Below are 20,031 nucleotides of genomic sequence, written 5' to 3' on the forward strand. Positions count from 1 at the left end.
TATGAAATCCTCTCTCATCGCCCTGGCCCTGGGCCTGTCCTTCAGTCTGCCGGTGCTGGCCGACACGCCGGCCGGGGGCTACGCCTTCGGTCACCCGGGCAAGGCCGCCGAGGCCGACCGCACCGTGGAGATCACCCTCGGCGACATGTACTACGAGCCGGTCAGCCTGGAAGTGAAGGAGGGCGAGACGGTGCGCTTCGTGCTGAAGAACACGGGCGGCCTGCTGCACGAGTTCAACCTGGGCGACGCCGCCATGCATGCGGCGCACCAGAAGGAAATGCTGCAGATGCAGCAGATGGGCATGCTCACCCCCACCGGCATGAACCACGACATGGGCCAGATGGACCACAGCAAGATGGGCCACGACATGGCCGGCATGGACCATGGCGCGATGATGAAGCACGACGACCCCAACAGCGTGCTGGTGGAGCCGGGCAAGACCGCCGAGCTGACCTGGACCTTCAGCGCCACCACCGGGCTGGAGTTCGCCTGCAACATCCCCGGGCATTACCAGGCGGGGATGGTGGGCAGCCTCAAGGTCACGCCATGAAGCGGGTGCTGATCGGCGCCGGGCTGCTGGCCCTGGCCGCCAACGCCCTGGGTGGCAGCTACGACCTGGTGATCGACGAAGGGCAGGTCGAGCTGAGCGATGGCCGCCGGCCGGCGCTGACCATCAATGGCCAGTCGCCGGCCCCGGAGTTGCGCTTCAAGGAGGGCGAGGAGGTGGAGATCCGCGTGACCAACCGCCTGGACCGCGACACCTCGCTGCACTGGCACGGGATCATCCTGCCCTACGACCAGGACGGCGTGCCGGGCATCAGCTTCCCCGGCATCAAGCCCGGGCAGACCTTCACCTACCGCTTCCGCCTGCAGCAGTCGGGCACCTACTGGTACCACGCCCACAGCGACTTCCAGGAACAGGAGGGGTTGTATGGGCCACTGGTCATCGAGCCCCGGGCCCGCGAGCCGTACCGCTACGACCGCGAATACACGGTGATGCTGTTCGACTGGCAGGACGAGAAGCCCGAACGCACCCTGGCCAACCTGAAGAAGGACGCCGAGTACTACAACGACCAGAAGCTGACCCTTGGGGACTTCTTCCGCGATGCCGGGCGCGATGGCGTCTGGGCGACGCTGAAGGACCGCTGGGCCTGGGGCGATATGCGCATGTCGCCGACCGATATCGCCGATGTCAGCGGCTTCCGCTTCCTGGTCAACGGCCGCGACACCGGGCAGAACTGGACGGCGCTGTTCAAGCCGGGCGAGCGGGTGCGCCTGCGCCTGATCAACGCCTCGGGCATGAGCTACTTCGACCTGCGCATCCCCGGCCTGCCGATGACCGTGGTGCAGGCCGACGGCAACGACGTGTTGCCGGTGACGGTGGACAGCCTGCGCATGACGGTGGCGGAAACCTATGACGTGATCGTGCAGCCGACCGAGGACCGCGCCTACTCGCTGCTGGCCGAATCCATGGACCGGCGCGGCCTGGTGCGCGCCACCCTGGCACCGCGCGACGGGATGGCCGGCGAGGTGCCGCCCTTGGGCGCGCCACGCCGCCTGACCATGGCCGACATGGGCATGGCTCACGACATGGGGGACATGGCAGGCATGGACCACGGCGCCATGGCCGGGATGGACCACGCCACCATGGGCCACGGGATGCCGTCGGCGCCGGCGGGCAACCCCGACTACGCGCCGGGCAGCGGCGTGGCGCCGGAGGCCGAGGGCGGGCGCGTGCTGGTCTACGGCGACCTCAAGGCGATGCGCCCGGACGCCCGCTACCGCGCGCCGGACCGCACCATCGAGCTGAAGCTCACCGGCAACATGGAGCGCTACTTCTGGTCCTTCGACGGGGTGAAGTATTCGGAGGCCGAGCCTATCCGCCTGCGCTACGGCGAGCGGGTGCGCTTCCGCTTCGTCAACCAGACGATGATGAACCACCCCATGCACCTGCACGGCATGTGGATGCAGCTGGACAAGGGCAATGGCCGGCTCAATCCGCTCAAACATGTGGTGAACGTGGCACCCGGCAGCACCCTGGAAGTGGACGTGCCGGCTGATGCCATCGGTGAGTGGGCCTTCCACTGCCACCTGATTTACCACATGGCCAGCGGCATGTTCCGCAAGGTGATCGTCGAGGCGCCCGATGGCAGCAGCCGTTCCCTGGGCGACGCGATGGAGATGGACAGCAAGGGGGACGCCGCTCATGCGCAGCATTAAGTGGGGCTTGCTGGCGGCATTGGCCAGCCCGGCAGCGCTGGCGATGGACATGGACGCCATGCCCGTCGGTTATTTCGGCTTCGATCGCCTGGAGAGCCGTTTCCACGGCAACGACGCGCAGCTGGCCTGGGAGGCGGAGGGCTGGTACGGCAACGACCTGCACAAGCTGGTGCTGAAGAACGAGGGCCTGCGCGATGCCGGTGGGCCGACCGTGGACAGCGAGACGCAGCTGCTCTATCGGCGCATGGTCAGTGACTTCTTCGACTGGCAGGTGGGGCTGCGTTACGACGACCAGCCCGGGCCTTCGCGCAGTTACGGGGTGCTTGGCATCAAGGGCCTGGCGCCGCAGTGGTTCGAGGTGGAGGCGAACCTGTTCCTCAGCGAGCGGGGCGACCCCTCCCTGCGCCTGGAGGCGGAGTACGAGCTGCTGCTGACCCGCAGCCTGGTGCTGGAGCCGCGTCTGGAGTACGACCTGGCCCTGGCCGACGACCACGACCTGGGGCGCGGCGCCGGCGGCAGCACGCTGGAGACCGGGCTGCGCCTGCACTGGCGGCTGGCGCCGGACTTCTCGCCCTACATCGGCTACGAGTGGGAGCGTACCTATGGGCGCAGCGGCGATTGGCTGCGGCAGGAGGGCGAGGCGGACGAGGAGGGGGCCTGGGTGGTCGGGCTGCGCGCCTGGTTCTGAGCGGGCGCCGCGCGGGTTTCGCGGCGGGTGGCGGCCTGTATACAATTGCCGGGTTTTCCCGCTCAGGTCGCCTTCCTCATGCAGCATCCCGCCGAACACTCGCCGCTGGGCAAATCCAGCGAGTACATCAGCACCTACAGCCCGCAACTGCTGTTCCCCATCTCCCGCGTGGCGAAATGGAACGAGCTGGGGCTGACGGCGGAGACCCTGCCTTATAAAGGCGTGGATTTCTGGAACTGCTATGAGCTGTCCTGGCTGACCCCGTCCGGCAAGCCGGTGGTGGCCATCGGCGAGTTCGCCATCCCGGCGGCCTCGCCGAACATCATCGAGTCGAAGTCGTTCAAGCTTTACCTCAACTCGCTGAACCAGAGCGCCTTCGCCAATGCCGCCGAGCTGGTGGCGGTGCTGGAGAAGGACCTGTCGGCCGCCGCCGGCGCGCCGGTGCAGGTGCGCGTGCGCAGCCTGGCCGAGGTGGAGGCCGAAGGCGTGGCCCGCGCCGCCGGGACCTGCATCGACGACCTGGACGTGGCCATCGCCAACTACGAGCACCCGCAGCCGGAGCTGCTGCGTGCCGATGCCGGCGAGGTGGTGGAAGAGGCGCTGCACAGCCACCTGTTGAAGTCCAATTGCCCGGTCACCAGCCAGCCGGACTGGGGCACCCTGGTGGTGGAGTACAAGGGCGCGCGCCTGGATCACGCCAGCTTCCTGGCCTATATCGTCAGCTTCCGCCAGCACTGCGACTTCCACGAGCAGTGCGTGGAGCGCGTCTTCCTCGACCTGCAGCGCCTGCTCAAGCCGGAGTACCTGACGGTACATGCCCGCTACGTGCGCCGGGGCGGGCTGGACATCAACCCCTACCGCAGCACCCATGAGCTGGCACCGGACAACGGGCGGCTGGCACGGCAGTAGGCGGTCCATTTTCCCGGGCTGAAGCCCGGGCTACCCCCCAGAACGCAAAACCCCGGCACAAGGCCGGGGTTTTTTGTTGCAGTTGGCGTCAGATGCCCATGTTCGCCAGGCTCTGGACGATGTTGCGCAGGGTGCCGGCCAGGGTCGGGTGCTTGATCTCGAAGCGCTCGACCGCGAGGTTGACGCCATCCACGAGGCTGTCGTCGGGCGGGGTGGCCGGTTCGGTGGCCAGTTGCAGTTCGATGTCCTGGATCAGCGTGTTCAGCTCGGCGCGCTCGTGCTCATCCATCGGGGCGTCGCTGGCCAACTGCTCGCGCAGTTCTTGCAGTTGCTGCTGCAGACGTTCAGACATGGCGTTCTCCTTTCATAAGACTTTGGAGTGGACCTCCGGCGGCTGCCAAAAGGTCCCTCGTGTCGTTGAGATTAATCCAGGAGTGCCGCGCGCGCCTGATCCCGATCAAGGCTGTAACAATTGTGCGGTCAGGGCTTTTCGCCTTTCTGTCGGCGCGCCGCGAGGTCGTCCAGGCAGGCGGGCAGCTCGCCCAGGTGGTCGATCACCGAGTGCGCGCCCAGGCGGTAGAGCTCCAGGGTGGCGCGGGCACGCAGGGGGTCGCGCTCGTTGGCGGCCAGGGCCTGCCAGTCGCCCAGGGCCTGGCCACAGAGGCGGCCGCTGGCGGCGAGGCCGACGGTCCAGAGTCCGGCATTGAGGCCGGCCTGGAGCAGGCGCGGTTCGCTGCTGACCAGCACGCAGCCCTCCAGGCGCTCCACGCCCAGGGCGGCGAGGGCCCGCCAGCAGGCGTCGGGGGCTGGCCAGGGTCGGCTTTCGGGGTCGTTGCCGGCAGCCAGGGTGCTGGCCAGGGGGCCGGCGAGGGCGTGGGTGGTGCCTTCGGGCAGCTCGTCCAGCCAGGCGCCGGGGATCTGCCGGGCGGCGAGCAGGTCGAGGAGCTGGTCCAGCCCGGGTGCGGCTTCGGCGTGTTCATCGGCGGCGCTGGCCAGGGCTTCGTTGAAGCGCGCCAGTTCGGCGGCCTTGGCCGGGCGTTGCAGGGCGTGGCCGAGGGCTTGGGTCGGCGGCAGGGTGGCGGCTTCCTGCAGGCGCTCCGCGGTGCAGCGGGGCAGCGTGCGGGTCAGGGCCACGGGGAGCGTCCTGGCGCCGAAATCCACGAGGCAGCCGGAGAGACCGAAGAGCAGGGCATTGAATGCGGGCGGTGTGCTGGTGGGCATGGCAAGGTCATCCTGACGGGGTCAGGCCCCAGCCTAGCCCTGCCGCATGACGGCTGGATTAAGGAAAGATGACGGCTCAGCTGCCGTTCATCAGCTCACGCAGGCTGGCTGGCACGGGGACCGGGCGGTTGCCGGCGTGATCGACCCAGACCAGCTTGCAGTAGCCCTCGCCGTAGAGAGTGTGCGGATCTTCCTCGGTGCTGAGGCGGTGCTCGACCACCAGGCTGGAGGTACCGACCTTGCCGGCGAACAGCTGGATGACCACGGTGGCGGGGTGCACCACGGGCTTGAGGTAGGTGTGCAGGGTCTGCAGGACCACCGGGCCCTGTTCGACGTTGGTCATGGGGATGCCGTGCTGCTCGAACCAGGCGACGCGGGCCTCTTCCAGGTATTGGATATAGAGGGTGTTGTTGACGTGGCCGTAGCTGTCCATGTCGCCCCAGCGCACCGGGATGCGGGCAATATGAAGCAATCGTTTTTCCTGCATCGGGCGCCTTCGCTATGCTGCCTATTGAGTTCCCGATGGCCGTATAATGCGCGCCTCACCGGGCGGCCCACGGGTTCGCCACACTACTTTTCTCTAGGAGAGTCTGCAATGCGAATGATCGCCACCGGGTGGCTCGATCGTCTGGGTCGTGTGTGCTGCGTAGCGGGGCTGGCACTGCTGCCGCTGGCGGCGAATGCGGCGGAAAGCGATCCGTGGGAAGGCGTCAACCGGGTGATCTTCCGCTTCAACGACACCCTGGATACCTATGCGCTGAAACCTGTCGCCCAGGGCTACCAGGCGGTGACCCCGGATATCGTCGAGAGCGGCGTGCACAACGTCTTCAACAACGTCGGCGATGTCGGAAACCTGGCCAACGACCTGCTGCAGGCGAAGTTCCATGACGCCGGCGTCGACACCGGTCGCCTGATCTTCAACACCACCTTCGGCCTGCTGGGCGTGTTCGACGTGGCCACCCGCATGGGGCTGCAGCGCAACGACGAGGACTTCGGCCAGACCCTGGGCGCCTGGGGCGTGGGCAGCGGCCCGTACGTGGTGCTGCCGCTGCTGGGCTCGAGCACCCTGCGCGACGCGCCGGCGAAGATCCCGGACAGCTACCTCGGCCCGTACCCGTACATCGACCACGTGCCGACGCGCAACGTGATCCGTGGTGTGAACGTTATCGACGCCCGCGCCAACCTGCTGTCGGCGGAGAAGTTCATCCAGGGCGACAAGTACAACTTCATCCGCAACGCCTACCTGCAGAACCGTGAGTTCAAGGTGCGCGACGGCGAGGTCGAGGACGACTTCTAAGCGTTCGCGGGTATGAAAAAGGCGGCCATCGGGCCGCCTTTTTCGTTTCCGCGCGTTGCTCAGCGCATCGAGATGATGGCGAGCCCGATGGACTTGCCACCGTTCTCGCTATCACTCAGGCGCACCACCTCGGCTTCAGCCAGGAGGCCCTGCAGTTCGGCGTGGTCGGATGGGATGTGGACCTTGACCTTGTCGCCGATCGCCAGCTCCACGTCCGCTTCCAGCTGCATGCCGGTACTGGAGAGGTCGCGGCAAAGGGCGGGAATCTCGCGTCCGGCATGATGCAGGACGACATGGGCTTCGACTTGCATCCGGATGAAATCGCGTTTCTCGCTATAGGCTCGATCGCTTTGGCTCATTGCCACTGTCCTCTTGTATTTGATGGACTCTCCCCGAGCTTCTTATAACTCCCGTCGATTTCTTGTGTAAAGGCGGGTTTCGACAATCGGTGCACGCTTGAATCGCCCCGCGGATGGGAGTACCGTCTGCGCCTTGAAGCGAACCCCCATACGCGCACCAGGGCCTTGGGCCGGGTGTTCAACCAGCCCGTCCCCTGGCGCCGTTTGCCTGGATACTCCATGCACAATACCAGTGCCAAGCTGCTGATCATCGATGACGACGAGGTAGTGCGCGCAAGCCTTGCGGCCTATCTGGAAGACAGTGGTTTCAGCGTCCTGCAGGCTGCCAATGGCTTGCAGGGGCTGCAGGTTTTCGAGCAGGAACGTCCTGACCTGGTGATCTGCGACCTGCGCATGCCACAGGTCGATGGCCTCGAGCTCATCCGCCGCGTCAACCAACTCCAGTCCGATACCCCGGTCATTGTCGTGTCCGGCGCTGGCGTCATGAGCGATGCCGTGGAAGCGCTGCGCCTGGGCGCGGCCGACTACCTGATCAAACCCCTGGAAGACCTGGCGGTGCTGGAGCACTCGGTGCACCGGGCGCTGGACCGCCACGCCCTGCGCGTCGAGAACCAGCGCTACCGCGAAGAGCTGGAAGCGGCCAACCGCGAGCTCCAGGCCAGCCTGCACCTGCTGCAGGAAGACCAGAACGCCGGGCGCCAGGTGCAGATGAACATGCTGCCGGTGACGCCCTGGACGGTGGATGGGCTGAAGTTCGCCCACCAGATCATCCCGTCGCTGTACCTGTCGGGGGATTTCGTCGACTACTTCCGCGTGGACGATCACCGCGTCGCCTTCTACCTGGCCGATGTCTCCGGCCATGGCGCGTCGTCGGCGTTCGTCACCGTGCTGCTGAAGTTCATGACCACCCGGCTGCTCTATGAGTCCCGTCGCGGCGGGCTGCTCCCGGAGTTCAAGCCTTCCGATGTGCTCGGCCATATCAACCGTGGGTTGATCAACTGCAAGCTGGGCAAGCACGTGACCATGCTCGGCGGGGTGATCGACGAAGAAAGCGGTCTTCTGACCTACAGCATCGGCGGGCACCTGCCGCTGCCGGTGCTGTTCAGCGAAGGCAAGGCGCGTTACCTGAGCGGGCGCGGCCTTCCGGTTGGGCTGTTCGATGAGGCGACTTACGAGGACCAGGTCCTCGAGCTGCCGGAGTCCTTCAGTCTGACGCTTTTATCCGACGGCATTCTGGACCTTTTGCCGGGAGATACGCTCAAAGAAAAAGAGGCTGTGCTACCGGAATTGGTGTGCACGGCAGGTGGCAGTCTGGATGGCTTGCGACAGGTGTTTGGACTGGCCAATCTGGGCGAGATGCCGGATGATATCGCCTTGCTGGTGTTGAGCAGGAACCTTGCATGAGTACCGGTAAAATCCAGTTTGCCGAGCAGGACGGAACCTTCGTCCTGAAGTTCGTCGGTGAAATTCGCCTTACCTTGTGTTCGGCTCTGGATGCGACCATTGAAAAGATCTTCTCCGCGCTGAATTTCTCTGCGATCGTCATCGATCTCACGGAAACTCGCAGCATCGACAGCACTACATTGGGCCTGCTGGCCAAGCTGTCGATCCTCTCGCGGCAGAAGGTAGGACTGTTGCCGACCGTGGTGACCACCCACCCGGACATTACTCGACTGTTGCAGTCGATGGGGTTCGACCAGGTGTTCAATATCGTCGGCAAGCCGCTGCCATGCCCGGAATGCCTGGAAGACCTGCCTCCGCAGGACCAGACCGAGGACGTGGTACGCACCAAGGTGCTGGAAGCACACCGCATCCTGATGGGGCTCAACGAGTCCAATCGAGAAGCCTTCCACGATCTGGTGAGCGCCCTCGAGCGCAGCTGATCGTCTTTCCCCCTGATTGGTGAACCCGCGCGCGCAGCCTTGTGGCTGCGCGCGCGTTTTTATTTCTGGCGGGCGTTGAGCAGGGCTTCGAGCTTTTCCTGGTCGCGGGCGAACAGGCGGATGCCTTCGGCGAGTTTCTCGGTGGCCATGGCGTCTTCGTTGAACTGCCAGCGGAACTGGGCCTGGTCCAGGGCGACGCGCGGCTCGTTGTCATTGCCCGCGCTGAGCGTGCGCTCCAGGGTGCCGGTGTCGTCAGCCAGCTGTTGCAGCAGGTCGGGGCTGATGGTCAGGCGGTCGCAGCCGGCCAGCTGTTCGATCTGGCCGAGGTTGCGGAAGCTCGCCCCCATGACCACTGTGTCGTAGCCGTGGGCCTTGTAGTAGCGATAGATGCGCGAGACCGACTGCACGCCGGGGTCTTCGGCGCCTGCGAAGTCGCGGCCCTCGGCCTTCTTGTACCAGTCGTAGATGCGCCCGACGAAGGGGGAGATGAGGAAGACCCCGGCATCGGCGCAGGCGACCGCCTGGGCGAAGTTGAACAGCAGGGTGAGGTTGGTCTGGATGCCGTCGCGCTCGAGCTGCTCGGCGGCGCGGATGCCTTCCCAGGTGGAGGCGATCTTGATCAGCACGCGATCACGGCCGATGCCGGCCTTGTCATAGAGGCCGATCAGGCGTTCGGCGCGACGCAGCGTGGCCTGGGTGTCGAAGGACAGACGGGCGTCCACTTCCGTGGAGATGCGGCCCGGGATCACCTTGAGGATCTCCTGGCCGACGGCGACGCCGAAGCGGTCACAGGCCAGGCCCAGGTCGCCTGCGCTACCGGCGACCGCCGCGTCGAGCAATTCGGCGTAGCGGGGCAGGGCGGCGGCCTTGAGCAGCAGCGAGGGGTTGGTGGTGGCATCGACCGGCTTGAGGCGGGCGATGGCGTCGAGGTCGCCGGTGTCGGCGACCACGGTGGTGAACTGCTTGAGTTGATCCAGCTTGGATGTCATGGACGAAGCCTTGTCGTTGCAGATTGCATGACCTTACCCGAGCCGCCTGGCCCGCTCAACGGGGCGGTGCGGGTAAATTCGTGGCCTTGTCCCGCGTCATTCTTCCCTGAGGGATCGAGCGGAACCGCCGCAGCAGTCTGACCGCCGGATTTGGATTTTTTTCCTTTTTTCTTGCGGGTTTTTCGTTCTCGTTCGTCTTTATTAGTAGAACCCCTGAAATTGCAGGGGGAAAAGAGGCCAGCAGGACAGCCAGCCTCGATGCGAGCCGAACAGGCAACAGATACAACAAGGAGTCATGCCATGCCGATGAGCGACCACCAGCACCTGCGCCACATGCTCCAGGAGGCCGGCCTGAAGGCCAGCCTGCCCCGCCTGAAGGTACTGGAAGTACTCTGCGATGCCAGCCAGGAAACCGGCGGCATCTCCACCCGCTTGCTGCACGAGCGCCTCAACGCCGCCGGCGAGCCCCTGTCACTGATCAGCGTGCGCCAGGTGCTTGGCCGCATGCTGGAAAGCGGCCTGGTGGTGCCCGAAGGGCAGAAGGGTTACTGCCTGGCGCGGAGCCAGAGCGCGGCTTAGTGGCCGCGTAACAGCTCGGTGGCCTGATCCAGCAGGCCCAACGGGTCCTGGGTCTTGTGCACGTCCACCGAGAGCAGCTGACGGAAGCGCCGCGCCCCGGGGAAGCCCTGGCCCAGGCCCAGCACATGGCGGGTGATGTGATGCATCTGCCCGCCTTCCGCGATGTGCCGTTCTATATAGGGGCGCAGTGCCGCCAGGGCCTCGGCCCGGGTCGGTTGCGGCGCCTGGCCACCGAATAGCCGCGCATCCACGCCTGCCAGCAGGTAGGGGTTGTGATAGGCCTCGCGGCCGAGCATCACGCCGTCGAATACCTCGAGGTGGGCCGCGCACTCATCCAGCGTCTTGATGCCGCCGTTGAGGATCAGCTCCAGGTCCGGGAAATCCTGCTTCAGTTGCGCGGCGACGTCGTAGCGCAGTGGCGGGATTTCACGGTTCTCCTTCGGCGACAGGCCTTCGAGGATCGCGATGCGCGCATGCACGGTGAAGCTGCGGCAGCCGGCGTCGCGGACCTGGCCGACGAAATCACACAGCTCGGCATAGCTGTCGCGGCCGTTGATGCCGATGCGGTGCTTGACCGTCACGGGGATCGCCACCGCGTCCAGCATCGCCTTCACGCAATCGGCCACCAGCGCCGGATGCCCCATCAGGCAGGCGCCGATCATGTTGTTCTGCACCCGGTCACTGGGGCAGCCGACGTTGAGGTTCACCTCGTCGTAACCCGCTTCCTCCGCAAAGCGCGCGCAGGCCGCCAGATCGGCCGGCACGCTGCCGCCCAGCTGCAGCGCCAGAGGGTGCTCGGCCTCGTCATGACGCAGGAAGCGCGCACGATCCCCCTGGAGCAGCGCCCCGGTGGTCACCATCTCCGTGTACAGCAGCGCATGGCGCGAAAGCAGGCGTAGGAAGAACCGACAATTTCTATCTGTCCAATCCATCATCGGCGCCACGGAAAAGCGGCGGGACAGCGCAGGGCGCGTGGTTGCTGGGCTAGAGGCTATTTCTTTAAGCATTTTCGTACAGCTGATAGAGGGCGGTTTGGGGCCGTTTCCGGATGACATGGCGACGCTCAGGAAACGAAAGCGCAAGGACGGAACTGCGGCCTATCTGGCCCAGATCCGGATCATGCGGGAAGGGGTGCAAGTCTATCAGGAAGCCTCGCTTTCCGCTGGCTGCACAGCGCCAGGGCTCGGGCGCTCAGGTGATCCTGCCACTCCAGGCAACGCTCTCTGCCCGCTGTGATCATCCCTTTGCCATTGGTGGTTCCAGGTGTCGCACAAGTGCTATCCGGTTGATTGGCAAGGCTCCCCGTTAGAAGACGTAAATCGGGCTGACCTAATACTTGTACCCCATATAAACCGCCGCATTCTTTTTGAGTTCGCGGACTTCGGATTCCCGAATGCGCATTCCATAGGAGTAATGCACAGAGTCGGAACTGCTGGAGCTGTCGTCATCCTCCACTGCGTGTGCGCTGGGTATCCCGCGGGAGATATTCGTCTGAACGGCGTGGTGCACCTTGTTTCCGCTTTTTGATGGGCCCGAGACGCTGTACATCGCCCTGTAGTCAGTCCCCCTGGAGGCATCGGTAACAATCTCGGACCACTTCGCCTCGTTTAGCCAACCCCAATAGCTGTTGTTATTGACCTGTTTCGTAAGGGAGAAGGTGATGTCGGTGCGCTCTGCCTGGCCCTTTGTCAGGAAGGTGCCGGCGTCTTCAATCGTGAACCCGGCGTAACGGCAAAGGTACGCGATGAGTGCGAAGGAGGTCCTGCTGTTACCGTTAGCGCAATGTACCGTCGCGGAGCCCCTGGTTTGCAGTTCCGAATGGATGATGTCCGCAGCCGCTATGAAACAGGGAATGCACTTATCTGCGGTGTCATCCATGCCATGGCTCATATGGCGCAGATCCACTCTGTTCGCGGTCTTCGACAGGTCGTGATGGGTTCCGAAGTAGATGGTTTCCCCTCCCGGGCCTTGGATGACTCCTCCTCTGTAACCTGCCGAGATTGTCCAGCCACTCTTTTCGTATGGCATGACCTGCCTCCATTCTCGCCACTGTTCCCTGTATGCGCGCGCCGGCTGCTGCCCCGTCAGTGCGCTGATTCAATCTAGTAGCCGGAGCGGTATGCCGCTAGCGATCCGGAGAAGGGCAGCGCTCATGCCTGGCGATGTGACGCATCGATCGGTAGTTCGATCTTGAAGCGGGTTCCTTCGCCTTCATGGCTTTGCACCGACAGGGTGCCGCCATGCTTCTGCACGATCCCATAGGAGAGCGAAAGCCCCAGGCCCGTGCCCTTGCCGACTGGTTTGGTGGTGAAGAACGGATCGAAGATGTGGGGCAGCACATCATCAGGAATGCCACTGCCGTCATCCGCTATCTCGATCCCCACCCGCCCGTCGCCCGCCCAGGTGGTGATCACGATTCTTCCTCGTGCCTCCCCCATGGCTTGCGCTGCGTTGACCACGAGATTCATGACGACCTGGTTGATCTGCGAGGGCAGGCATTTCACCTCCGGCAGGTCGCCGAAGTTCCGCACTATGTCGGCGCGGTACTTCACCTCGCTCGCCACGATGTTCAGCGTCGACTCTATGCCCTGATGGATATCGGCCCATTGCCACTCCGTGTCGGTATCAACGCGGGAGAAGTCCTTCAGGTCCTGGATTATCTTGCGGACCCGGCCGATGCCCTCCCTCGTTTCATTCAGCAGCGAGGGGATGTCGTCCTTGAGGTAATCCAGGTCGACCCGCTTGCGAAGGGCGATCACCCGTGCCTTCAAGTCCTCGTCTGCGATGGATGGTTCCGCCGATTCATAGGCCTGCAGGACTTCAAGCAGTTCGCGGAAGTAGGTTTCCAGCGTGCTGTGATTGGACGAGATGAAGCCGATCGGGTTGTTGATCTCATGCGCTACGCCAGCGGCGAGCTGCCCGATCGATGCCAGCTTCTCGTTCTGTATCAACTGGCTTTCCAACTGCTTGCGCTCGGCCATCTCCTGCTGCAGGACGCTGTTGGTACGTGTCAGGTCCTCGGTCCGGACCCGCACCTGGTGTTCGAGGCTTTCCATCTGCTGCTGCAGGCGCTGGGTCATGTCCCACTTGGCGGTGAGCGAACAGGCGAGCTGGCTGACTTCGATATTGTCGAAGGGCTTCTTCAGGATCAGCAGCCTGTCCGCCACCCTGAGCCTGGCGAGCAGCTCCTCCCATGAATAGTCGGCATATGCGGTGCAGACGACGACTTGCAGTCGCGGGTCCGTCTGCCAGAGGTGCTCGATGGTTTCCACTCCATCCCACCCCTGCGGCATGCGCATGTCGACGAAGGCCATCGCATAGGGCCTGTCCTCGACCAGTGCCTTCTCCAGCAGCTTAAGGCCGTCCTGGCCGCGATAGGCCGAATCGATCTCGAACTCTCTCACCTCCGTGGTCGGGCCCGTGCCGAACAACTGCGCTTCGAATGCATCCAGCGCCTGGGTATCACTGGGCTCCGGCGCGAGGATCTTGCGAAAGTCGTCGTGGATGGACGGCGTGTCGTCGATCAGCAGAATGCGGCGGTTACCCGGGTTGTCCATGCGCCAGCCCTCTCTTCTTCATTGGGATTTCCAGGGTGAAGCAGGCACCCGTCCCCAGGCCGTCGCTTTCGACCCGCAACGAGCCGTCCATCTCGATGGCAGCGAGAGCGCAACTGTGAAGCCCGAAACCGTGGCCGTCTTTCCGGGTGGTGAAGCCGTGGGCGAAGATGCGCGTCAGGTTGGCCTGCTCGATCCCCTCGCCGTTGTCCCGGACGCGGATGGTCAGGCTGGAGGCCCCCAGTTGCGCGGACAGGGTCAGGCGTCGTGGCCGATCCTCCTGCGCACTCATGGCCTGCTTGGCGTTACTGATCAGGTTCACCAGGATGAGCAGGGTGCGGTGCTTGTCCAGGACGACTTCCGGCAGGTCGTCATACTCCTTCACGATCTCGACCTGGTGGCGAACCAGCGAGTCGGACTGCATGCGCAACGCATCTTCCATGAGCTCATTGATGCTGATGGGTTCGACGATGCTGGAGGGGCCAGCGTAGGACTGCTGGGTCGAGACGATCTCCTTGATGTGGTTGACGCTCCGAGTCATCTGCTCGAGCTCATTGACGATGCTCTCCCGCTCCGACGAGAGCGCCTCCGATACCTGGGCGATGTAGCCGGGCAGCAGCTTTCCCTTCTCGTCGTGACTGATGAAGGCGCCGAGGTCCTCCTGGTGCGCCGTCATCATCTCCACCGCCCTGGCCAGGCCGAGCGCTTTGGAATTGCGCACCCGGCGCGCCACCAGGTCGGCGGAAATATTCACGCTGTTCAGCACATTGCCGACGTTGTGCAGCACGTTGGTCGCGATCTCGGCCATGCCCGCATGCCGGGCAGCGGCAACCAGCTCGCTCTGGGCTCGTTGCAGTTCGTGGGTCCGTACCTGTACCCGCCGTTCGAGTTCGTCATTGGCGGCTTGCAACGCCTTGTTCATGCGGTTGATCTCCGCATAGCTGCGCAGGAGCCAGTAGCCCAGGAACAACAGCAGCGCCGCCAGGATGGCTGCGAATACCAGCAGGTAGCGGTGGGAGATCTGATCCTGGGCGGCGGCCGCCAACTGCTCCCCGCTCAATACTTCGATCAGCGCGTCCAGGCGCGTGGCCACAGGCACGGCGGCGATCTGGTTGAGCAGGGCGTTGACCTGCTTCTGTTCGCTGAGAACGGTCCGGACATGAGCCGAGAACAGGTCGATGGCGCTGCCGATGTCAGGGCTCAGCCCGGCCTTCTGTTCCTCGATCTTCTGCAGGCCGAGCTGTATGTCCTCGGCCTTTTCGTCCGTGGTGACCTGCGAATACTCCATCGTGCTCAGGAGTGCGTCGAACACGTAGCCGGATGTCGTGTCGAGCACCATGCTGCTGCGTTGGTCACTGATCAGGTTCTGCACGTCATCTTCGGCGGTGGGTAGAAAATTCAGTGAGTTCCGCAGGATGGCGTTATGCGACTTGAACGCCTCGATCAGGCCGGATTTCTCCTCAAGCGCCGTCCTGTAGAGCTCCTTGCTCCGTTCCCAACGCTCCGGGTTGTGCAGGGGCGCATCCGCGAGGCGTTGTTCGAGGCGCTGCCAGTTGCTGTCCATTTCACTGAGCGGGTCGACCAGCAAGTCGTAGTCAAGGTTGATGCCCATGCGCGAGCGCAGCACCTGGACTTCCCACTGGGCATCGCTCTGCTTGATCTGGCGGAGTATCGCCAGCGACCCGAAGTAGCGGGCGGGCTCGTAGGCATCCGCCCGGAGGAACAGGAACAGGAGCGTGCCGGCGAGTGCGAGAGCGGCGCCAACCAATACGACCCAGAGGTTACCCCTGCGGATATCGCTCACTGCGCACCTTTCGTTTCACCCGTCAGCGTTTTCAGGAAGAGGATGATCAGCCGCTTGTCCTCCGGGTCCGCCTTGCGGCCCAGCTGGTACTTGAACATCACGTCCACGGCGTCCTCCAGGGTCTGCGCCGAGGCATCGTGGAAGTAGGGCGCGGTGAGCTCGACGTTGCGCAGGCCTGGCACCTTGAACACATGGCGGTCCTCGTCCCGGCCGGTGACCGAGAAGCGCCCGAGGTCGGCTTCGGAGCTGCTCCCTTTGTCCTTGAAGTAGTCCCCCATGACCCCGAATTTCTGGAACATGTTGCCGCCCACGTTCATGCCTTGGTGGCAGGAGATGCATCCGCTCTGCTTGAAGCGCGCATACCCCGTCTTCTCCTCATCGCTGATGGCCGTGGAGTCGCCTTCCAGGAACAGGTCGAATCGGGCCTTGGGCGTGAGCAGCGTCCGCTCGTAGGTCGCGATGGCGTTCTGGACGTTCGCCTGGGTCACCCCATCTGCGTAGCTCGACTCGAAGGCGTCCCTGTAGGTCTCGTCCGCCGCCAGGCGCGCGAGCAACGCAGGCCATTCGGACCCCATTTCCCTGGGGTTGCGGATGACATCGTCGACCTGCGCCTCCAGGGTCGCGGCGCGGCCATTCCAGAACTGGCGGAAGTTGAGGCTGGCATTGAGCACGGTGGGCGTGTTCACCAGCGTCAGGTCACCGTTGAGGCCGACGGACAGGCGCTTGTCATCGGCCCCGCCCCGGTCCAACTGGTGGCAGCTGGAGCAGGCCACGGCTCCGTTGGCGGAGAGGCGCTTGTCGTTGAAAAGCCGGCGGCCCAGCTCGGCCCGTCCCGCGTCTTCGGTATGCCAGCGAGGCAAGGGTTTGATCGGTTCATTGAGCGGCGCGGCGATGCACGGGGAGGCCAGCGGCAACACCACCAGCGCAAGGTGCAGGATGCGCTGCTTGATGTGGGCGTTCATCGTTCCGCTCCGGCGTGGCCGTTGCGGCGCCTGGCGAATTCAGCGAATTCGGCGGCCGGCAAGGCCCGTGAAAAATGGTAGCCCTGAGCTTCATCGCAGTGTCGGCTCATCAGGAACTCCAGCTGCTCGGCGGTCTCGACCCCCTCGGCCGTGACGGTGAGCCCGAGGCTGTCGGACATGGCGATAATGGCGGCGACGAGGGCTGCGTCCTTCTCATGCACGCCTATGTCGCGGACGAACGACTGGTCGATCTTCAACGTATCGATCGGGAACAGCTTCAGGTAGCCGAGATTGGAATAGCCGGTGCCGAAATCGTCGATCGCCAGCCTTACCCCGAGCGACTTGGCGCCCTGCAGCACGAGGGCGCTGCCTTCATGATCCTGCACCAGCAGGCGCTCGGTTATTTCCAGTTCAATGCAGCCGGGATCGACGCCCGAGCTCTTCAGCGCTTGCTTCAGTGCCGGGAGGAAGTCGCCCTGGCGGAAGTCCACAGGGGAAAGATTGATCGCGGTACAGAGCGGCCCGGACCCATGAAGATTCCACAGGTGTGTTTGCCGGCACGCCTCCTTCAGCACCCATCGGCTCAAGGGCACGATAAGACCGGACTCTTCCGCTACCGGGATGAAGCGGGTTGGCGGAATGGCTTCGCCGTTGGGCTGGAACCACCGTATCAGGGCCTCGCAGCCGATGACGCGGCCGCTACGCAGGTCGATCTTGGGCTGGTAATGGAGCACGAACTCTTCGTTTTCCAGTGCGCGCCGGATCGCCACTTCCAGTGACTGCTGGTCCCGGGCGCGCTGCTTGAGCATCGGATCGTAGAGCCGTGCCGTGTTGCGTTCCTGGCCCTTGGCCTCGTGCATGGCGGTCTCGGCCCGCTTGATCAACATGCGCGGGTCGTCGCCGTGGTCAGGGTAGCGGCTCACCCCGATGCTCGCCGTCACGGCCAGCACCTCACCTTCAACTAGGCGCGGTGTGGCGATGGCGGCCAGGAGCTGGGCGGAAAATGCGGTGTCGCCCCCTCTGTCGGAGAAGTCACCCACCACCACGAATTGGTCCGAGCCTGGCCGGTAGAGCACGTCCTCGTCCTTCAGCGCGCGCTGGATGGCGGTGCCGCTCGCCTGCAGCACGGCATCCCCGAATGGATAACCCCAGGCGTTGTTTATATGTTTGAGACGGTCGAGGCCGATGTACAGGAGAGAGAATCCGGACGTCGGCGATGTGCGGATGCACCGCACCAGCCGGTCCCGGAGAAGGTTCAGGTTGGGAAGCCCGGTCAGCGCGTCGTACTGAAGATGGTGCGCGAGTTTCAGCAACTCCGATGCTCGGTGTTCGATGGTGATCTCCAGCGCCTTGACCCTGATCTTGTTCTCCTGCATGGCCTGCCACTTGGCCGTCAGGGTGTTGGCGATCTGGCGGATTTCGATGGCATCGAATGGCTTCTTCAGCACCAGCAGCCGGTCATTGAGGTTCAGGCGTTCGCTCAGTTCGTCCCACGCCAGGTCGGAGAACGCCGTGCACAACGCGATTTGCAGATCAGGATCGAGCCGCCAGAGCCTTTCGATGGTTTCGAGGCCGTTCCAACCCGGAGGCATGCGCATGTCGACGAATGCCATCGCGTAGGGGCGGTATTCGGCCAACGCCTGCTCCGCCAGGTCGTGGCCGTCCTGGCCCTGGTAGGCATGATCCAGTTCGTAGCGGGTGGAGGGCCTGGGTTCCGCTACTCCGAAGAGCAGGGACTCCATCGAGGAGAGGCACTGTGTCGCCTCGGGGCTGAGGATCTTGCGATAGTCCTCATGCATCGAAGGGGTGTCGTCGATGATCAGGACGCGCCGGTTTCCCGCAGGAATGTAGTGGCTCATGGCAGCGCACGTGGTCGATGTCGCCACGCCGTCCGACTGGCTGTAAACAATACGCGCATCGGTTGCCACATCCCTGCAATTGGCCCGTCCCTTACTTCTTAAAGTACGGGCTTGGCCATTGTTCAAGTTCAATCGCCGGGCGGTGATACGGTGCAGTTCGCAAGCACCAGGGTCGATGGCGAGAAAACCTGAATGGTTCCGCTACACGATCGTCAGTGCGTACAAGTCATGTCCAAGTGTGCCGTTCCTGTCGATCTCCATCCTGCAATTGCTCGTGTCTCGCCGCTTTACGGGCAGTGAAAGCGACTACGCTGAAAAACATCTTCGACCCGGCTCCGATGCGAGCCATGGCAAGAGCGGATGGCATGGAAGACAACACACCCACGGATGCGACCCGTTTCACTGTGCTCCTGGTTGACGATGAGGTCTTCATCCTCAACAGCCTGAAGAGGCTTCTGCGCAGCCAGCCTTACGATCTCCTCCTGGCGGAGAGCGGCGAGCAGGCTCTCGAACTGCTCGCCAGTCATCCCGTCGATCTGGTCGTGTCCGATGCCCGCATGCCATCGATGGACGGTGCGACGCTGCTGGCGGAAATCTATCGACGTCATCCGCAGACCATCCGCATCCTGCTCACGGGCTACACGGACATGCCGACGCTGATCAAGGCGATAAACGAGGGGCGCATATACCGTTACCTGAGCAAGCCCTGGGATGACGCGGAGCTCCTGTCCACCCTCGAGCAGTCGCTGGCCCACCTGCACTCCGAACGCGAGCGCCAGCGGCTCGAGAAGGTGACCCGGCAGCAGAAGGCCGCCCTCGAACAGCTCAATGCGACGCTGGAGAAACGCGTCGAGTCGCGTACCGCAGAGCTCCAGCAGACGGCCGACATGCTCGACCTGGCCTACGCGGAGCTCAAGCGCAGCTACGTGGTCAGCACCGAGGTCTTTTCCCTTCTGGTCAACCAGCGGCTTCCCCAGGGCAAGCAAACCAACCAGGCGCTCAACGAACTGGTCCGTGCCTGCTGCAATGCCGGCCTCGTGGAGTCCTCGCTGGAGCACGACCTGATCATGGCCGCTGCGCTCTACAACGTGGGCAAGCTCGGCTGGAGCGACAGCATGCTGGCGAGGCCGTCGGACCTGATGCACCACCATGAGCGCGATACCTTCAGGGCTTACCCGGAAACCAGCGAATCGCTGCTGATGTCGCTCGAACCGATGCAGGATGCGGCAAGGCTGATCCGCCACCATCAAGAGCGCTGGGATGGCAGCGGCTTTCCAGACCACCTCAAGGGCAGCGCCATCCCCCAGGGTTCGAGATTGCTCAAGCTCGCCGTGGACTTCGTGGAGTTGCAACGAGGCCTGGTGCTGGAGCGCAACATGAACCGGGACGAGGCCCTGATGTTCATTCGCAAGTACGCGGGGCGGCTGTACGACCCCGACATGATCGAGCCCTTCGTCCAGGTCTGCGCCTCATACCTGACGGACATCACGCTCGCCGATCCCCGCGTGCGCGGGCTGGGTACGCGCGACCTCGAAGGCGGCATGGTGCTGGCACGCAACCTCAACGCGGACAACGGCATGTTGCTGCTCAACGCGGGCAAGGCGCTGACCCCGGTGCTGGTAGAGAAACTGATCGCCTTCGAGGCGATGGAAGGTGCGCGCTACACCGTGTTCGTGCGCGTTGCGGAAACAGCCTGATTTCACTGGA

The 20,031-nt window shown here is 64.0% G+C and carries 21 protein-coding genes; 10 read left to right on the forward strand and 11 right to left on the reverse strand.

The features are described 5' to 3' along the window. The first annotated feature begins 1 nt into the window (after nucleotide 1). From copI to queF, 4 genes are all read left to right on the forward strand, one after another. Complete coding sequence (gene copI / locus PSm6_RS23250) at nucleotides 2–550, forward strand: copper-resistant cuproprotein CopI (RefSeq protein WP_265168384.1); 549 nt, start codon at nucleotides 2–4, stop codon at nucleotides 548–550. After that, on the forward strand, nucleotides 547–2,220 hold the full coding sequence (locus PSm6_RS23255) for a copper resistance system multicopper oxidase (RefSeq protein WP_265168385.1): 1,674 nt from the start codon (nucleotides 547–549) through the stop codon (nucleotides 2,218–2,220). The genes copI and PSm6_RS23255 overlap by 4 nt, the downstream gene beginning before the upstream one ends. Then, nucleotides 2,207–2,908 (forward strand): copper resistance protein B, encoded by a 702-nt coding sequence (locus PSm6_RS23260; RefSeq protein WP_043241580.1) that lies wholly within the window; start codon nucleotides 2,207–2,209, stop codon nucleotides 2,906–2,908. The genes PSm6_RS23255 and PSm6_RS23260 overlap by 14 nt, the downstream gene beginning before the upstream one ends. Before the next feature lie 78 nt (nucleotides 2,909–2,986). After that, nucleotides 2,987–3,817, forward strand: a complete 831-nt coding sequence (gene queF / locus PSm6_RS23265) for an NADPH-dependent 7-cyano-7-deazaguanine reductase QueF (RefSeq protein ID WP_021219137.1) — start codon at nucleotides 2,987–2,989, stop codon at nucleotides 3,815–3,817. 88 nt (nucleotides 3,818–3,905) lie between these two features. Here queF and PSm6_RS23270 read toward each other — a convergent pair whose 3' ends face one another. From PSm6_RS23270 to PSm6_RS23280, 3 genes are all read right to left on the reverse strand, one after another. Next, nucleotides 3,906–4,169 (reverse strand): DUF4404 family protein, encoded by a 264-nt coding sequence (locus PSm6_RS23270; RefSeq protein WP_021219136.1) that lies wholly within the window; start codon nucleotides 4,167–4,169, stop codon nucleotides 3,906–3,908. Between the two features lie 128 nt (nucleotides 4,170–4,297). Then, nucleotides 4,298–5,038 (reverse strand): HAD superfamily inactivated hydrolase PcrP, encoded by a 741-nt coding sequence (gene pcrP / locus PSm6_RS23275; protein WP_021219135.1) that lies wholly within the window; start codon nucleotides 5,036–5,038, stop codon nucleotides 4,298–4,300. A gap of 76 nt (nucleotides 5,039–5,114) precedes the next feature. Continuing rightward, nucleotides 5,115–5,525: an acyl-CoA thioesterase gene (locus PSm6_RS23280; RefSeq protein ID WP_031287577.1), complete on the reverse strand. Its 411-nt coding sequence runs from the start codon at nucleotides 5,523–5,525 to the stop codon at nucleotides 5,115–5,117. A 108-nt stretch (nucleotides 5,526–5,633) separates the two neighbouring features. Between PSm6_RS23280 and PSm6_RS23285 the strand changes: the two genes are divergently transcribed. Beyond that, nucleotides 5,634–6,335, forward strand: a complete 702-nt coding sequence (locus PSm6_RS23285) for an MlaA family lipoprotein (protein WP_031287576.1) — start codon at nucleotides 5,634–5,636, stop codon at nucleotides 6,333–6,335. A 59-nt stretch (nucleotides 6,336–6,394) separates the two neighbouring features. On the opposite strand, the gene PSm6_RS23290 is transcribed toward PSm6_RS23285, so the two are convergent. Then, complete coding sequence (locus PSm6_RS23290) at nucleotides 6,395–6,694, reverse strand: PilZ domain-containing protein (RefSeq protein ID WP_021219132.1); 300 nt, start codon at nucleotides 6,692–6,694, stop codon at nucleotides 6,395–6,397. Nucleotides 6,695–6,913: 219 nt separating this feature from the next. Here PSm6_RS23290 and rssB point away from each other — a divergent pair, with 219 nt between their 5' ends. Next, nucleotides 6,914–8,098, forward strand: coding sequence for a two-component system response regulator RssB (gene rssB, locus PSm6_RS23295; RefSeq protein ID WP_021219131.1), 1,185 nt, complete (start codon nucleotides 6,914–6,916; stop codon nucleotides 8,096–8,098). Continuing rightward, nucleotides 8,095–8,577: an anti-sigma factor antagonist RssC gene (gene rssC / locus PSm6_RS23300; RefSeq protein ID WP_021219130.1), complete on the forward strand. Its 483-nt coding sequence runs from the start codon at nucleotides 8,095–8,097 to the stop codon at nucleotides 8,575–8,577. Before rssB ends, rssC begins: the two co-directional genes overlap by 4 nt. Nucleotides 8,578–8,636: 59 nt before the next feature. Here rssC and tal read toward each other — a convergent pair whose 3' ends face one another. Beyond that, nucleotides 8,637–9,566 (reverse strand): transaldolase, encoded by a 930-nt coding sequence (tal, locus tag PSm6_RS23305; RefSeq protein WP_265168386.1) that lies wholly within the window; start codon nucleotides 9,564–9,566, stop codon nucleotides 8,637–8,639. A gap of 300 nt (nucleotides 9,567–9,866) precedes the next feature. Between tal and PSm6_RS23310 the strand changes: the two genes are divergently transcribed. After that, a complete protein-coding gene (locus tag PSm6_RS23310; RefSeq protein ID WP_021219128.1) occupies nucleotides 9,867–10,145 on the forward strand; it encodes a hypothetical protein in 279 nt (92 codons plus the stop codon). Here the strand turns inward: PSm6_RS23310 and dusA are convergent. Continuing rightward, nucleotides 10,142–11,080 carry a tRNA dihydrouridine(20/20a) synthase DusA gene (gene dusA / locus PSm6_RS23315; RefSeq protein ID WP_371876960.1) on the reverse strand — a complete coding sequence of 313 codons (939 nt, stop codon included), beginning with the start codon at nucleotides 11,078–11,080 and terminating at the stop codon, nucleotides 10,142–10,144. The two genes, PSm6_RS23310 and dusA, sit on opposite strands and share 4 nt — an antisense overlap. Between dusA and PSm6_RS30610 the strand changes: the two genes are divergently transcribed. Then, nucleotides 10,995–11,381 carry a hypothetical protein gene (locus PSm6_RS30610; RefSeq protein ID WP_371877168.1) on the forward strand — a complete coding sequence of 129 codons (387 nt, stop codon included), beginning with the start codon at nucleotides 10,995–10,997 and terminating at the stop codon, nucleotides 11,379–11,381. The genes dusA and PSm6_RS30610 overlap by 86 nt on opposite strands. 93 nt (nucleotides 11,382–11,474) lie before the next feature. On the opposite strand, the gene PSm6_RS23320 is transcribed toward PSm6_RS30610, so the two are convergent. From PSm6_RS23320 to PSm6_RS23340, 5 genes are all read right to left on the reverse strand, one after another. Continuing rightward, a complete protein-coding gene (locus PSm6_RS23320) occupies nucleotides 11,475–12,173 on the reverse strand; it encodes a dual specificity protein phosphatase family protein (RefSeq protein WP_021219078.1) in 699 nt (232 codons plus the stop codon). Nucleotides 12,174–12,295: 122 nt separating this feature from the next. Further along, nucleotides 12,296–13,702, reverse strand: a complete 1,407-nt coding sequence (locus tag PSm6_RS23325; protein ID WP_265168388.1) for an ATP-binding protein — start codon at nucleotides 13,700–13,702, stop codon at nucleotides 12,296–12,298. Next, nucleotides 13,686–15,503: a DAHL domain-containing sensor histidine kinase gene (locus tag PSm6_RS23330; protein WP_021219076.1), complete on the reverse strand. Its 1,818-nt coding sequence runs from the start codon at nucleotides 15,501–15,503 to the stop codon at nucleotides 13,686–13,688. Before PSm6_RS23330 ends, PSm6_RS23325 begins: the two co-directional genes overlap by 17 nt. Further along, a complete protein-coding gene (locus PSm6_RS23335; RefSeq protein WP_021219075.1) occupies nucleotides 15,500–16,465 on the reverse strand; it encodes a cytochrome-c peroxidase in 966 nt (321 codons plus the stop codon). Before PSm6_RS23335 ends, PSm6_RS23330 begins: the two co-directional genes overlap by 4 nt. Then, on the reverse strand, nucleotides 16,462–18,324 hold the full coding sequence (locus tag PSm6_RS23340) for a putative bifunctional diguanylate cyclase/phosphodiesterase (RefSeq protein ID WP_021219074.1): 1,863 nt from the start codon (nucleotides 18,322–18,324) through the stop codon (nucleotides 16,462–16,464). Before PSm6_RS23340 ends, PSm6_RS23335 begins: the two co-directional genes overlap by 4 nt. A 365-nt stretch (nucleotides 18,325–18,689) precedes the next feature. Between PSm6_RS23340 and nosR the strand changes: the two genes are divergently transcribed. Beyond that, nucleotides 18,690–20,021: a response regulator c-di-GMP phosphodiesterase, NosR family gene (nosR, locus tag PSm6_RS23345; RefSeq protein ID WP_265168389.1), complete on the forward strand. Its 1,332-nt coding sequence runs from the start codon at nucleotides 18,690–18,692 to the stop codon at nucleotides 20,019–20,021. Nucleotides 20,022–20,031 lie beyond the last annotated feature (10 nt).

The organism is Pseudomonas solani, assembly GCF_026072635.1.
In the GTDB taxonomy this organism is placed as follows: domain Bacteria; phylum Pseudomonadota; class Gammaproteobacteria; order Pseudomonadales; family Pseudomonadaceae; genus Metapseudomonas; species Metapseudomonas solani.